10 protein-coding genes are annotated in these 13,596 nt (G+C 64.9%); 5 read left to right on the top strand and 5 right to left on the bottom strand.

Going from position 1 to position 13,596, the window contains the following annotated elements; genetic code table 11:
- Positions 1 to 65 precede the first annotated feature (65 nt).
- Positions 66 to 1,115 (bottom strand): phenylacetaldoxime dehydratase family protein, encoded by a 1,050-nt coding sequence (locus tag XH92_RS21760; protein WP_194460987.1) that lies wholly within the window; start codon positions 1,113 to 1,115, stop codon positions 66 to 68.
- A gap of 29 nt (positions 1,116 to 1,144) precedes the next feature.
- Positions 1,145 to 2,152, bottom strand: coding sequence for a carbon-nitrogen hydrolase family protein (locus XH92_RS21755; protein WP_194460986.1), 1,008 nt, complete (start codon positions 2,150 to 2,152; stop codon positions 1,145 to 1,147).
- A 208-nt stretch (positions 2,153 to 2,360) separates the two neighbouring features.
- On the opposite strand from XH92_RS21755, the gene XH92_RS21750 reads away from it, so the two are divergent.
- From XH92_RS21750 to XH92_RS21740, 3 genes are all read left to right on the top strand, one after another.
- A complete protein-coding gene (locus XH92_RS21750) occupies positions 2,361 to 3,317 on the top strand; it encodes a helix-turn-helix domain-containing protein (RefSeq protein ID WP_194460985.1) in 957 nt (318 codons plus the stop codon).
- 151 nt (positions 3,318 to 3,468) lie between these two features.
- Positions 3,469 to 3,822, top strand: coding sequence for a PilZ domain-containing protein (locus tag XH92_RS21745; protein WP_194460984.1), 354 nt, complete (start codon positions 3,469 to 3,471; stop codon positions 3,820 to 3,822).
- A gap of 126 nt (positions 3,823 to 3,948) precedes the next feature.
- Positions 3,949 to 5,370 carry an MFS transporter gene (locus XH92_RS21740; protein WP_194460983.1) on the top strand — a complete coding sequence of 474 codons (1,422 nt, stop codon included), beginning with the start codon at positions 3,949 to 3,951 and terminating at the stop codon, positions 5,368 to 5,370.
- Positions 5,371 to 5,461: 91 nt separating this feature from the next.
- Here the strand turns inward: XH92_RS21740 and clpA are convergent, their stop codons facing one another.
- Positions 5,462 to 7,870, bottom strand: coding sequence for an ATP-dependent Clp protease ATP-binding subunit ClpA (clpA, locus tag XH92_RS21735; protein ID WP_194460982.1), 2,409 nt, complete (start codon positions 7,868 to 7,870; stop codon positions 5,462 to 5,464).
- Positions 7,871 to 8,130: 260 nt separating this feature from the next.
- On the bottom strand, positions 8,131 to 8,463 hold the full coding sequence (clpS, locus tag XH92_RS21730; protein ID WP_106318898.1) for an ATP-dependent Clp protease adapter ClpS: 333 nt from the start codon (positions 8,461 to 8,463) through the stop codon (positions 8,131 to 8,133).
- A 500-nt stretch (positions 8,464 to 8,963) separates the two neighbouring features.
- Between clpS and XH92_RS21725 the strand changes: the two genes are divergently transcribed.
- Entirely contained in the window at positions 8,964 to 10,928 is a 1,965-nt protein-coding gene (locus tag XH92_RS21725) for a pilus assembly protein (protein ID WP_194460981.1), read from the top strand.
- Between the two features lie 73 nt (positions 10,929 to 11,001).
- Here the strand turns inward: XH92_RS21725 and XH92_RS21720 are convergent, their stop codons facing one another.
- Entirely contained in the window at positions 11,002 to 11,337 is a 336-nt protein-coding gene (locus tag XH92_RS21720; protein ID WP_021078275.1) for a phasin family protein, read from the bottom strand.
- A 424-nt stretch (positions 11,338 to 11,761) separates the two neighbouring features.
- Between XH92_RS21720 and XH92_RS21715 the strand changes: the two genes are divergently transcribed.
- Positions 11,762 to 13,549, top strand: coding sequence for a D-alanyl-D-alanine carboxypeptidase (locus XH92_RS21715; protein ID WP_194460980.1), 1,788 nt, complete (start codon positions 11,762 to 11,764; stop codon positions 13,547 to 13,549).
- The last annotated feature ends 47 nt before the right edge of the window (positions 13,550 to 13,596 follow it).

Below are 13,596 nucleotides of genomic sequence, written 5' to 3'. Positions count from 1 at the left end.
CCACAGGCTACTGTGCATGGGGTTGTTTTCGATATTTTGGCCGGGCGCCCGCCAGGAGGCCAGCGTCAGGCGGAGGGCGCCGCCGCGACCTGCACCGCACCCAGCATGCCGGTGCGCTCGTGGCAGCCGAGATATTCGAAGAACTGCTCGTCGGCGGCAACCACCGTGACCTCGTGATACAGCCTGAGCTTTGCGGCGGGTCCCAGGGTCGACAGATACTTCATCGCCGCGCCGAAGATCCTGACATGGGTCGGGTGCGACTCCGCCCAGCGCTCCAGTGCCGCAAGACTCTTCCACCAGCTCTGGCCGTAGGACTTCTCCGTCAGCCTTCCCTCCGCGTCGACGACGCGCATGTAGCGATTGGCGTAGCAGCCGATCGGCCCGCCGTCGTCGCGCAGGAAGTCCATGCCCTCGCGCAGCACCGGCTCGACATCGTCGAGATACATCTTGCGCTCCGACGCCTCGGTGTCGCTCCAGTCCTGGCCGGAGCGGATCAGGCAGAGATTGTCGTGCGCGACCACGCGGATGCGCGCGCCGTCGCGGATCACCCGCGGCTCGCCGTTCGGCGACATCGCGTCGGTCTGCGACAGCGGGATGCGGTCGCGCATGCCGCCCCAATAGGCGTGCTCCTGCACCTCGCCGCTCATGCCGTCGGCAAGCACCGCGACGCCCTCCGGCCGGCCGAGCGACGAGAACAGCGTCTCGTAGCGCGCAACATGCGGCCGCAGCACCTCGATGAAACGGCCGACGCCATCGCTGGCGCCGCCGGTCCAGGCCTCGCGCGCGCCGTCGAACCAGGCATCGAACCGCCCGACATCGTCCCAATAGGCGACCGAGACGACGTTGGTGAAGCCGGCCTGGTCGACACATTGCGCGCGATCCCAATGCGTCGGGCCGCTCCCGCCGGCAAAGCGTTTTGCGATCGATGCCAGCGCCTCGGCCACCGCGGCAGTCGGCTCGCCACGAAATTGCACGCCGAAATAGGCCATGATCACGCGCGCGACCGCGGGTTTGTGGCGCGCGACGAACGAGGGATAAGGCGGCGCATAATCGTCGGGCACGCGACGATGACGGGAGCGCGCAGTCTGCAAGTGAGGGGGAATCGCGGATTCCATGGCAGTCGCCTCCGGTTGGTCTGATGCGTTCAGGTTGCGGCCGCGTCGATCTCCTCGATATCGAGCGGCAGCGCGAAATGCTCGACGCGCTTCGACGGCTTCTTGTTCAGCAGCAGGCGCGTAACGTCGGGCCGCGAGTAATGCCCGGCCGGGTCGGCGGCGTTCTTGGCGATCCCGATCGCACCGAGATCGATATCGGCGAGCAGCAGGCCTTCCTGATCGGGCGGCAGCTTCTCGGCGATCGAGCTGCCGTCAGGTCCGTAGATCGCGGCGTGTCCGCCGCCGACATGCAGCAGCGCGTGCTTGTCGTCGCGGTCGCACATCTCGTCGATCATCGCCTGCGAGACGGTGGCGCACGGCGCCAGCACGAAGCACGAGCCCTCCACCGCATAGACGCGCGAGGCCGCGTTGTTGACCTCCCAGCCGAGCGCCGGCGCGAACGGATCGTACAACGAGAAGCTCGGCCAGGCCGCGACATGCACCTGCTCGTTCTGGGCATACATCGCGTATTTCGACAGCGGCTGCAGATGCTCCCAGCAGCACAGCGCGCCGAGCCGGCCGATGCCGGGGCGGTCGTGCACCGCAAGGTCGCTGCCGTCGCCCTCGCCATAGACGGTACGCTCGGCATGGGTCGGCCGCAGCTTGCGCCGTTTTGCAATCGTCTCGCCGTCGGGTCCGATTAGCCACTGCGCGAGATAGAGGCTGCCGCCGTCGCGCTCGGACAGGCCGAGCACCGCGGTCATGCCGGCCTTCTTCACCGCGAGCCGCAACTTCTCGGCCTGCGGGCTGTCGTAACTCAGCGAGTTATCGAAATAGCGCTGCACGAAGCCGCGCCCGATCGCCCAGGCCGGCGAGTCCAGCCAGATGTACCAGGGATAGCCGGGGATGAAGGCCTCGGGGAATGCGATCAGTTTTGCACCCTTCGCGGCGGCCTCCTCGATCAGAGCAATGCTCTTGCCGATGGAGGCGTCGAGGTCGAGCCAGGCAGGGGCCGCCTGCACCACCGCGACGCGATATTTCGGATGTTCGATGCCCATGATGTCCTCCTCGCGGCCGGCGATGCGGGCCGGTTCGTACTTGATCGGGCCTAGCGGCCTCTGACATCATGCTGCCCCGGGACCGGGAACCCCGTTCGACCAGGACGGAAGGAAAATTCGACTGCGGAGGAGATTCCCCCGGCCGTCCCCGGTACGAAGCTTGCTTTGTTTGCGTGGCCAGCGTTTGCACTCGTGAAGGGAGGAAATCATGCCGGCCCTGTTCACCACGGACAACGCGCCCACGCATCGGCGCCTCGCGCTCTGGCGGGACATCGTCTGCGACGTGTTCGTGCAGCTCGACTGCAAGTCCGATCTCGGCTCCGCCTTCCACGGCGCCATCACCAGCGCGCAGCTCGGCGCGGTGAAATGCTCGGTCGTCTCGTCGGGCCAGCAGCGCGTGCTGCGCACGCCATCTCGGATCGCGCGCACCAGCGAGGACTTCGTCCTGTTCGCGCTCGGCCAGCGCGGCTGTGGCGCCGTGCTGCAGGACGGCCGCGAGACCGTGATCCAGCCGGGCGAGTTCGCGTTCTACGACACCACCCGGCCCTATGAATTGCGCTTCAACGACGACTTCACGCAGACCATCTTCCAGGTGCCGCGCGCGATGCTGCACCGGCGCTTTGCCGGCACCCAGGGCCTGACCGCGACCACGTTCACATCGGATCGCCCGGTGCAGCGGCTCGCCTGGCAGTTCATCAGCGGGCTCTCGGAGATCGCCGACAAGCTCGATCCTGATAATGCGATCCGCCTCGCCGATCAGGCCGCCGATCTGCTCGCGATGGCGATCAGCGAGCGGCTCGGTGGCGTGACGCTTGCGGCCTCGACGCATCGTTCCGCCCTGCTCTACCGGCTGAAGGCGCATGTGCTCGCGCATCTGCCGAACCCGGAGCTCAGCCTCGGCGAAACCGCCGCGGCGCTCGGCATCTCGCCGCGCTACGTCAACAGCCTGCTGGCCGACGAGGACACCTCGTTCCAGCGCTTCGTGCTGGCGCAGCGGCTGGAGCGCTGCAAGCGCGACCTCGCCTCGCCGGCGCACGCGCATCGCCACATCGGCGAGATCGCGTTCGCCTGGGGCTTTAACGATCTCTCGCATTTCGGCCGCGTGTTCCGCGACCATTACGGCCTGTCGCCGCGCGATTGGCGGCACAGCCGGCTGCCGAACTGACTTCGCGGGGCGTTTGCGGCGCAAAATAGCGGGGAATCCGGGCCTTCACAGGTGCAAACAATTTACACTAACTGCAACGGGTTCCGTCGGTACCCTTCTTTTCGCAGGTCCGGACCGGTACAGTCCTGCCGTTCATTTAGGAGGATTTCCCATGCAGGACCGGCGCCAAAGCCCACGCGACAAGGTGTTTTACGGTGCGGTTGCGGAGATCAATGAGCGCGGCTCGACGATGGATTGCGTCGTCCGCAACATCAGCGAGGGCGGCGCCTGCGTCGAATTCGGCGACGCCGCACACCTGCCCGAAGAGATGAATCTGAACGTCGCGCGCAAGGGCCGCTCGTTCCTGGCGCGCATGATCTGGCGCCAGGCCAACAAGGTCGGCCTCGCGTTCCGGATCATGACCTCGGACACCCCGGTCAGCGATCTCGACGAGCGGGTCCGCCGCAGCGAGATCAAGAAGCGGCAGCTGCAACGTCGGATCAAGGAACTGCTCGGCCAGGGCTGAGCGTCCTCAGGCTCCCGGCCGCGTTTGCATCGCGGCCGGCATCTGTCATTTCGGGGGTTGCAAAGGCCAGGTTAATCCAGCATCCGGTAGGCTCGCCATTGCTGGAACCGAGAGCCACTCCACGACATGTCGTCCGCGATCATCGAGCATCCCGACGGGCTGCCGCAGCCGCAGCGCAATTGGGCCATTCTCACGATCGCGCTCGGCCTCGTGATGGCCGTCGTCGACGGTTCGATCGCCAACGTCGCGCTGCCGACCATCGCCCGGGATCTTGACGCCAGCCCCGCCTTCTCGATCTGGATCGTCAACGGCTATCAGCTGGCGATCACGATCTCGCTGCTGCCGCTGGCCTCGCTCGGCGAGATCATCGGCTATCGCCGCGTCTATCTGGCTGGGCTGTTGCTGTTCACGCTGGCCTCGCTGTTCTGCGCGCTGTCGCATACGCTGCCGCTGCTGACGGTCGCGCGCATCCTGCAAGGATTTGGCGCCGCCGGAATCCTCAGCGTCAATACGGCACTGGTCCGCTTCATCTATCCGCATTCGCAGCTCGGCCGCGGCATCAGCGTCAATGCGCTGGTGGTCGCGATCTCGGCCGCGGTCGGCCCAACCATCGCCTCGTTCATCCTCGCGGTCGGGACGTGGCCGTATCTGTTCGCCATCAACGTCCCGCTCGGCATCGTCACGCTGGCACTGGGCTGGCGCTTCCTGCCGCATACCAGGCCCGCGGTTCATGCCTTCGACTGGCAGAGCGCCGCGATGAGCGCGATCGCGTTCGGGTTCGGCATCAGCGCGATCGACAGCGCCGGCCATGGCGGGGCGCTGTATCTCTGCGCATTGGAGTTCGCGATTGCCGCGGTCGCCTCGCATCTGCTGTACCGGCGGCAGCAGCATTTGCCCTCCCCGCTGCTGCCGGTCGACCTCTTGCGGATACCGATCTTCGCGCTGTCGATCGGCACCTCGATCGCCTCGTTCTGCGGCCAGATGCTGGCCTTCGTTGCGATGCCGTTCTATCTCGAGAACCACTTCGGGTATTCGGCGGTGCAGATCGGTCTGCTGATCACGCCATGGCCGATCGCAGTCGCGTTCGCCGCGCCGATCGCGGGCTGGCTGGTCGAGCGCTATCCGGCCGGCCTGCTCGGTGGCATCGGCCTGCTGCTGTTCGCATTGGGTCTGGGTACGCTAGCGCTGATGCCGGCCAATGCGACGCCGATCGACGTGATCTGGCGCATGGCGCTCGCCGGCGCCGGCTTCGGCCTGTTCCAGACCCCGAACAACCGCACCATGATCGCCGCGGCCCCGCGCGAGCGCTCGGGCGGCGCCAGCGGTATGCTGGGGACCGCGCGCCTGCTCGGACAGACCATCGGCGCGGCCCTGGTGGCGATGCTGTTGGCGCGCTATCCGGTCGACGGCACCAGGATCTCGCTGATGGTCGGCGTCGGCTTCGCCGTCGTGGGCGCCGTGCTCAGCACGCTGCGGCTGTCCTCGGCCGGCAGCCGCGGCGCCGATCAGGTGCGGGTCCATGAGGGTCAGCGGCTCAAGGGCGAGTGAGGCCGCGCGCACGCGACGCGCGACTCCAACGGCGACAACAAAAAGGCCGGCTGTTCAGCCGGCCTTCTTCATTTGATTGCTCGCTCGCGCCTCAGGCCTTGACCATCGGCCCCTTCGAAACCGGCCCCTTGGTGCCGCCTCCGCCGCCGTTGTTCGGACCGCCCTTCGGCGGCTTGCGCTTGCGCGGCGGCAGGCTCTCGGGCTTCGGGGTGACCGGGCCCTCGACATATTCGAAGCCGATCTTGTCCTTGGCGGCCGCCTCGTCCTTGACCAGCACGACGCGGACATGTCCGCCGCCCTTGAGCTGGCCGAACAGAACTTCATCCGCGAGCGGCTTCTTGATGTGCTCCTGGATGATGCGCGCCATCGGACGCGCGCCCATCTGCTCGTCATAGCCGTGCTCGATCAGCCAGGCCTTGGCGGGCTCGGACAGCTCGATCGTAACGTCGCGGTCGGCGAGTTGCGCCTCGAGCTGAAGCACGAACTTCTCGACCACCATGCCGATCACCTCGGCATTGAGGTGCGCAAACGAGACGATCGCGTCCAGCCGGTTGCGGAACTCCGGCGCGAACTGCCGATTGATCGCCTCGTGGTCGTCGCCTTCCCGCTTCGAACGGGTGAAGCCGAAGGCCTGCCGCGCGAGATCGGCCGCGCCCGCATTCGTGGTCATGATCAGGATCACGTTGCGGAAGTTGACCTGCTTGCCGTTATGGTCGGTGAGCCGGCCATGGTCCATGATCTGCAGCAGCACGTTGTACAGATCCGGATGCGCCTTCTCGATTTCGTCGAGCAGCACCACGCAATGCGGATGCTGGTCCACGCCATCGGTGAGCAGGCCGCCCTGGTCGAAGCCGACATAGCCGGGAGGCGCGCCGATCAGGCGCGACACGGTGTGCCGCTCCATGTATTCGGACATGTCGAAGCGCAGCAGCTCGACGCCGAGCGACGCCGCGAGTTGCTTGGCCACCTCGGTCTTGCCGACGCCGGTCGGACCCGAGAACAAATAGCTGCCGATCGGCTTCTCCGGCTCGCGCAAGCCGGCGCGCGCCAGCTTGATCGACGCCGCCAGCGACTCGATCGCTTTGTCCTGGCCGAACACCGTGCGCTTCAGGGTCTGCTCGAGATGCTTCAGCACCTCGGCATCGTCCTTCGACACGCTCTTCGGCGGGATCCGCGCCATGGTCGCGATCGTGGTCTCGATCTCCTTGATGCCGATCGTCTTCTTGCGCTTGCTCTCGGCGACCAGCATCTGCGCCGCGCCGGACTCGTCGATCACGTCGATCGCCTTGTCGGGCAGCTTGCGGTCGTGGATGTAGCGCGACGACAGCTGCACCGCCGCCTCGATCGCCTCATTGGTGTATTTCAGCCGATGGTAATCCTCGAAATAGGGCTTGAGGCCCTTGAGGATCGCGATCGCGTCTTCCACCGTCGGCTCGTTGACGTCGATCTTCTGGAAGCGCCGCACCAGCGCGCGGTCCTTCTCGAAGTGCTGACGGTATTCCTTGTAGGTCGTCGAGCCCATGCAGCGGATGGTGCCCGAAGCCAGCGCGGGCTTCAGCAGATTGGAGGCATCCATCGCGCCGCCGGAGGTGGCACCGGCGCCGATCACGGTGTGGATCTCGTCGATGAACAGGATGGCGTTCGGATGCGCCTCCAGCTCCTTCAGGACCTGCTTCAGCCGCTCCTCGAAATCGCCGCGGTAGCGGGTGCCCGCGAGCAGCGTGCCCATGTCGAGCGAGAACACGGTCGCGGCCGCCAGCACCTCGGGCACATCGCTGTCGACGATGCGCTTGGCGAGGCCCTCGGCGATCGCGGTCTTGCCGACGCCGGCTTCGCCGACGAACAGCGGGTTGTTCTTCTGGCGGCGGCACAGCACCTGGATCGCACGGTTGATCTCGGCATTGCGGCCGATCACCGGATCGATCTTGCCGTCGCGCGCCTTCTTGTTGAGGTTGACGCAATAGGTCTCGAGCGCCTCGCCCTTCTTCTTGGCGTCCTCGTTGCCCTTGGTCTCGGTCTCCTCATCGACGCCGCGCACCGGCCGCGCCTCGGAGACGCCGGGCCGCTTGGCGATGCCGTGGCTGATGTAGTTGACGGCGTCGTAGCGCGTCATGTCCTGCTCCTGCAGGAAATACGCCGCATGGCTCTCGCGCTCGGCAAAGATCGCGATCAAGACATTGGCGCCGGTCACTTCCTCGCGACCGGACGACTGGACGTGAATTACCGCGCGCTGGATCACGCGCTGGAACCCGGCGGTCGGCTTCGCGTCGTCGGCGCCGTCAGTCACCAGGTTTTCGAATTCGGTCTCGAGATAATTGACGAGGCTGGTCCGCAGTTTGTCGAGATCGACGCTGCAAGCCCGCATCACCGCCGCCGCATCCGAGTCGTCGATCAGCGACAGCAGCAGATGTTCGAGCGTTGCGTACTGATGATGACGCTCGTTTGCGATCGCCAATGCACGGTGCAGCGATTGTTCAAGGCTTTGGGAAAAAGTTGGCATTCGCGTCCTCTATGGCCCCCGGCCATCATGATCGCCATTACCGGGTCAGGCAATAACAACCTTCGTGATCGCCATTGATATAGTTACGACGGATCGTGGCGAAAGACCGGTCCCGCGGTGATGGTTTTCTTCTAAATTTCGGGCGTCCGAACATCGCCCGGCCGCGCCCCGTGATCATACGGGAACGCGGTTCACCACCGTCACAAAACGCGATGCAAGACCCGTTCCGCTCCCCGCGGCAGGTCAGTCGTTCCCGCCGGCTACTTCTTTTCCATCACACATTGCAGTGGATGCTGATGCTTGCGCGCGAAGTCCATGACTTGCGTCACCTTGGTCTCGGCGATCTCGTAGGTAAACACGCCGCATTCACCGATCCCGTGATGGTGGACGTGCAGCATGATCTTGGTCGCAGCTTCCGCGTCCTTGTTGAAGAAGCGTTCCAGCACGTGAACCACGAACTCCATCGGCGTGTAGTCGTCGTTCAGGATCAGGACGCGATACAGGTTCGGGCGCTTGGTCTTCGGCTTGACCTTGGTGATGACCGAGGTGGACGGGCCGCTGCCGGCGCCATTGCGGTTATCGTCATTGCTCATTGTCGGCACCGGCGTGGCGGGCATGGCCGAAACCGGCTCGGAGATCGGGACTGTCAACGTGGGTCGCAACATGGCTCAGGCGTTCGAATTCCCCAAGGGAGGCCGGCGGGAAACCGGTTGGCGATTGGAGGGTGGTCGCGATTGCCGCAAGACTGATCGCGGAACCCCCAGCAATGCTTTCCAGATTGCCGCTCCCGGTCCGATCCGGCGGCCGGATCGACCTCCCGAATATGGGCCTCACGACGCCCTGCCGCAAGCGCAGACCCGCCGTAGCCCACCGGTCCGTTTCCCGGCGCGGCAACCCTTGGAAGGTTAATCATTTCTGGCTGATTTGACAAAGGACCAGGGTATCCAATTTAGACGGCATTGAGGATAGCGCGCGCTTTTGCCCCGCTTTTGAGCTTCCCCCGAGCCCCCCGCAGGGTTTCCCCGGCCCGATTCACCATCTGTTTAGCCGCGCACGTAGAGATGGCCGCGCAATCCATTTTGACGAGAGTGCCATGCTTGGTTCAGCCATTTCCAATCGCGTCCGCGCGGCTCTCCGCCGGTTTTCCGGATCGACCGACGGCAATGTCGCGGTGATCTTCACCTTCGCAATCCTGCCGATCCTCGCCTTCGTGGGCGCAGCGGTCGACTATACCCGCGCCAACAACGCCCGCACCGCGATGCAATCGGCGCTCGATTCCACCGCGCTGATGCTGTCCAAGGATCTGACCATGGGCACCATCACGGCCGCGCAGATCCCGAGCAAGGCGCAGACCTATTTCAACAGCCTCTTCACCAACAAGGACGGCCAGGGCATTGCCATCTCGGCCACCTATACGACCCCGACCGCGACCGCAGCGGCGACCATTCTCCTGAGCGGGTCCGGCTACATCAACACCTATTTCATGAAGTTCGCCGATCTGTCCGGCGGCAATTTCCAGAAAATGAACTTCGGCACCTCGACGACCACAACCTGGGGCAACGTCAAGATGCGCGTTGCGCTGGCCCTGGACAACACGGGGTCGATGGCGGACAACGGCAAGATTACCGCGCTGCGCAACGCGGTGGCGGGATCCGGCGGCCTGATCGATCAGCTCAGCGCCCTGAGCAAGAACAACGGCGACGTCTATATTTCCGTTATCCCGTTCGCCAAAGCCGTCAATGTCGGCTCCAGCAACTACGGCCAGAGCTGGATCGACTGGACCGACTGGCTAAATCCGCCCACTACCCAGCCCGCCAACGGACAGAGTCTCGCGACGCTTCCCATCAACTGGCATGCCGTGGGACCTGGTGCGAGATGCCCGTTCACCAACACCACCGGCAATACGAATGGCGCCGCAAACGGTGGCTTCGTTTGTAAAACGGGTCCCACAGCAAGCAACAGCTCGACTACGTCAACGATCCCGTCGACGACAATCACAGTGAACAGCGCATCCGTCCAAAATCCCATTTGCCCGACCGCTGATAACAACACCCAGGCAAAGTACAACGGCTGCTGGAGCAGCGAACCAACCGGCCTGCAGGAGAAATTCTGCAGCGGAAGCTCGAACTGCAGCTGTCCAAAGAACTCCTCTGGTTCCAGCGTCTCGGGTTGCACTTGCACCGGCACCGGCAGCGGCAAGTCCTGCACTGGCTGGACCTATGTTCACAACTGGACACAGCCTGGGCCTAACGACCTGACGGACAATCCGAATCAACCCAGAGTTTCCGCCATCGTGGGTTTCAAGGACAACAGCAATACGCCGAACAAGGACCACGTCTGGACCCCCAACGCTGTGGGGGTCGCAAATGACTGGCGCCAGCCTTCCACCAACCCGATCAGCACTTGGACCGGCTGCGTCGCAGACCGCACCCAGCCGAACGATGCGACGGGCGTGCTGCCGGCGTCATCCGACGTTACGACGCTGTTTCCGGCCAACGAGTATTTCGACACCTGGGGTAACAACGCCTTTTGCAGCAGCAGCGCATCTACACCGCTCGAGCCCGTCATTCCGCTGAGCTACAATTGGAGTGCGCTCAAGACCGCCGTCAATGCGATGCAGCCGACCGGCGGCACCGACCAGTCGATCGGATTGGCCGTGGCGTGGCAGTCCCTTCTGGTGGGCGGTCCGCTGAATACACCGGCGGAGGACTCCAACACCACCTACAACCGGGTCATCATCCTGCTGTCCGACGGTTTGAATACCCAAGACCGTTGGCCCGATTACGGCGACGGCAGTTCGCAGGCCTCAGGCAATCCGATCGACGCAAGGCAGACCCTTCAGTGCCAAAATCTGCAAGCCGCAAAGGATGCCAATGGCGCGCCGATGTTCACCATCTACACGATCCAGGTGAACACGAGCGGCGATCCGACCTCGACCGTGTTGAAGAACTGCGCCAGCAGCCCCGACAAGTTCTTCATGCTGACCAGCTCGACCCAGATCGTGACGACGTTCAACACGATCGGCACGGCGCTGAGCAAGCTGCGGCTGGCGAAATAGCCGCCCGCTTCCGGCGCAACAAAAAAGCCCGGCCGAAACGGCCGGGCTTTTCGTTTGTCTTGATCAGCGGCGCTTACTGAGCGGGCGCGAACTTCGAGACCAGGCCCTCATAGGGCTTGAAGGTCTGCTTGGCGCAGTCGCTGTACAGGCCGGCGATCTTCTGCGATTCCGCGACGAAGGTCTCGTAGGACGAGCGCAGGTACTCGGTCTGCGCCTCGAGCGCCTTGTCCAGCGACTTCACGCCCGACAGCTTCTCGACGAACGACTTGGTGTCCTCAAACGACTTCTTGGCGTAGTCGCCATAGGCGGTGGCGATCGCCTGGACGCCGCTCTGCAGGTTGTTCGCAGACGCAGTGACGGACTCGAAATGCTCTTTGCCGTAGTTCTGAATGTCTTCGATCTTGACCATGGATGGAATTCCTTTTCCCAGACTTGAAGGCGCAAATTCCCATTGCCGGGAAGCACCCGGCCCCCTGACGGCGATACGAATACCGCATCGCACAATAAAGTCAACGAATATTGTGCGACGCACAATTGCGTTTGCCCGAATCTTCGGCATTTGCGATAAACCCCGGGGGACTACGCAACGGTTGCTTAATCTTTTGGAAACTCGGGCCGCCTAACCTGATTCCCGGACTTTTGTTCGCCTTCCGACAGACAGCCCTGAAAGCTGTTTGTGAACAACACCTTAGCTAGAAGAGCGACCTGAGCCGCCACGAGGGCCGAAGGTTCTGCCCGAAATGGTCTGTTGCGCAGGCAAGGATCGACGGCCGCCGGGCACAATTTCGCCTCACGGCCCAGTGATCTAGATAGAAATTGGGACGGGGAAGTAGATGCTTCGAACAACCTTTGCCTCCTCGCGGGCGCTGCGAGTTGGCGTTCTCGGGCTCGTGACCGTCACGACGGCGATCCTGATCACCAGCGACAACGCCGAGGCGCGCCGCCACCGGCGCCACGCCGCCCGCCACCACCACAGCGAGGCCGCGCGCGAAAGCTACAGCCCGCAATTCGCGTCGATCGTCGTCGACGGCAATACCGGCTCGGTGCTGACGGCAAACAGTCCCGACGGCCTCAGGCACCCCGCCTCACTCACCAAGATCATGACGCTCTATCTGCTGTTCGAGCGCCTCGATTCCGGAAAGATGAAGCTCGACACCGAGATGCCGGTTTCCGAGCACGCCTCCGAGCAGGACCCGACCAAGCTCGGCCTGCGGCCGGGCCAGACCATCAGGGTCGAAGACGCCATCAAGGGCCTCGTCACCCGCTCCGCCAATGATGCCGCTGTCGTGATCGCCGAAGCGATCGGCGGCAGCGAAGACGATTTTGCGCGGATGATGACCCGCAAGGCGCGTGCGCTCGGCATGAGCCGGACCACCTATCGCAACGCCTCCGGCCTGCCCAACGACGAGCAGATCACCACCGCGCGCGATCAGTCGACGCTCGGCCGCGCCATCCAGGATCGCTTCCCGCGCTACTATCGCTACTTCTCGACCACGGCGTTCAATTTCCGCGGCCACACCATCACCGGTCACAACCGTCTGCTCGGCAGCGTCGAGGGCGTCGACGGCATCAAGACCGGCTACACCCGCGCCTCCGGCTTCAACCTCGTGACCTCGATCCACCGCGGCAATCGCTTCCTGGTCGGCGTCGTGCTCGGCGGCCGCAGCGGCGGCTCCCGCGATGCCATCATGCGTAACCTGCTGGCCGAGAACATCGGCAAGGGCTCGACCACCCGCACCGCTGCCGCGATCAGCGAGCGCAACCCGGCCGACGCCAATGTCGAGGTGGCCGATGCCGACGACGCCCGCAGCGCGGACACGGCGCCGGTCGCAGCATCGGAGCCCGCCGCCGCAGCCGCGGCGGTGCAGCCGCCGCGTCCGGCCAGCAAGCCCTCGCTGATGGCGGCCGTCGCCGCCGCGCTGCCGCCGCCCCCGGCGAAGCCTGAGCCGCAAGCCAAGCCTGAGCCGGCCCCGCTGACCTCAGGCGTGATCCAGACCCAACCGATCGCCGCGATCCCCGGCTCGGCCGAACCGATGAAGCCGGTCAAGGTGAAGACCGTGCAGGTCAAGGCCGGCCAGATCAAGCTCGCCGCCGCCGGCCCGGCCCAGTCCGCGCCGCCGATCACCAGCACCATCCCGTCGCGAGGCGAAGTTCCCGAGACCTCCAATGCGATGATGGCGCGGGCTGCCGAGACCTCGAGGCCAGATATGCCGCCGCAGCCGGCCCATTTCGGCACCGGCAACGGCATCCTCGGCGTGCTGCCGGCTTCCGCCGTGCAGGCACCCGCCCCCGCACCGCAGGCCGTGGCGTCGAACGAACCCACCCGCAGCCTGCAGGCCGCGCCGCAGACCAGCGCCGTCAAGCCGGGCGCCGCGCACTCCGGCTGGATCATCCAGGTCGGCGCGCTCGAGTCCGAAGGCGAGGCCAACAAGCGTATCGACCTCGCGCGCAGCTCGGCCCGCGGCCTCCTCAGCAAGGCGGACCCGTTCACCGAGGTCGTGGCCAAGGACAATCGCAAGCTCTACCGCGCGCGCTTTGCCGGCCTCGAGCGCGATCAGGCAGAGGCGGCGTGCAAGACGCTGAAGCGCGCCGAGATCTCCTGCATCACCGTTCGCAACTGATCGACACGATCTCTTGATTTCAAAGGGCCGGCGCCGCAAGCGCCGGC

The sequence above is a fragment of the Bradyrhizobium sp. CCBAU 53421 genome, from assembly GCF_015291625.1.
In the GTDB taxonomy this organism is placed as follows: Bacteria; Pseudomonadota; Alphaproteobacteria; order Rhizobiales; family Xanthobacteraceae; genus Bradyrhizobium.
This window is presented reverse-complemented; position numbering and strand designations above follow the sequence as displayed.

Bases quoted from the DNA above. Each gene is read 5' to 3' on its own strand.
- XH92_RS21760 (WP_194460987.1), bottom strand. From the start codon at position 1,115: ATGGAATCCGCGATTCCCCCTCACTTGCAGACTGCGCGCTCCCGTCAT.
- XH92_RS21725 (WP_194460981.1), top strand. From the start codon at position 8,964: ATGCTTGGTTCAGCCATTTCCAATCGCGTCCGCGCGGCTCTCCGCCGG.
- XH92_RS21755 (WP_194460986.1), bottom strand. From the start codon at position 2,152: ATGGGCATCGAACATCCGAAATATCGCGTCGCGGTGGTGCAGGCGGCC.
- XH92_RS21740 (WP_194460983.1), top strand. From the start codon at position 3,949: ATGTCGTCCGCGATCATCGAGCATCCCGACGGGCTGCCGCAGCCGCAG.
- XH92_RS21750 (WP_194460985.1), top strand. From the start codon at position 2,361: ATGCCGGCCCTGTTCACCACGGACAACGCGCCCACGCATCGGCGCCTC.
- clpA (WP_194460982.1), bottom strand. From the start codon at position 7,870: ATGCCAACTTTTTCCCAAAGCCTTGAACAATCGCTGCACCGTGCATTG.
- XH92_RS21715 (WP_194460980.1), top strand. From the start codon at position 11,762: ATGCTTCGAACAACCTTTGCCTCCTCGCGGGCGCTGCGAGTTGGCGTT.
- XH92_RS21745 (WP_194460984.1), top strand. From the start codon at position 3,469: ATGCAGGACCGGCGCCAAAGCCCACGCGACAAGGTGTTTTACGGTGCG.
- XH92_RS21720 (WP_021078275.1), bottom strand. From the start codon at position 11,337: ATGGTCAAGATCGAAGACATTCAGAACTACGGCAAAGAGCATTTCGAG.
- clpS (WP_106318898.1), bottom strand. From the start codon at position 8,463: ATGAGCAATGACGATAACCGCAATGGCGCCGGCAGCGGCCCGTCCACC.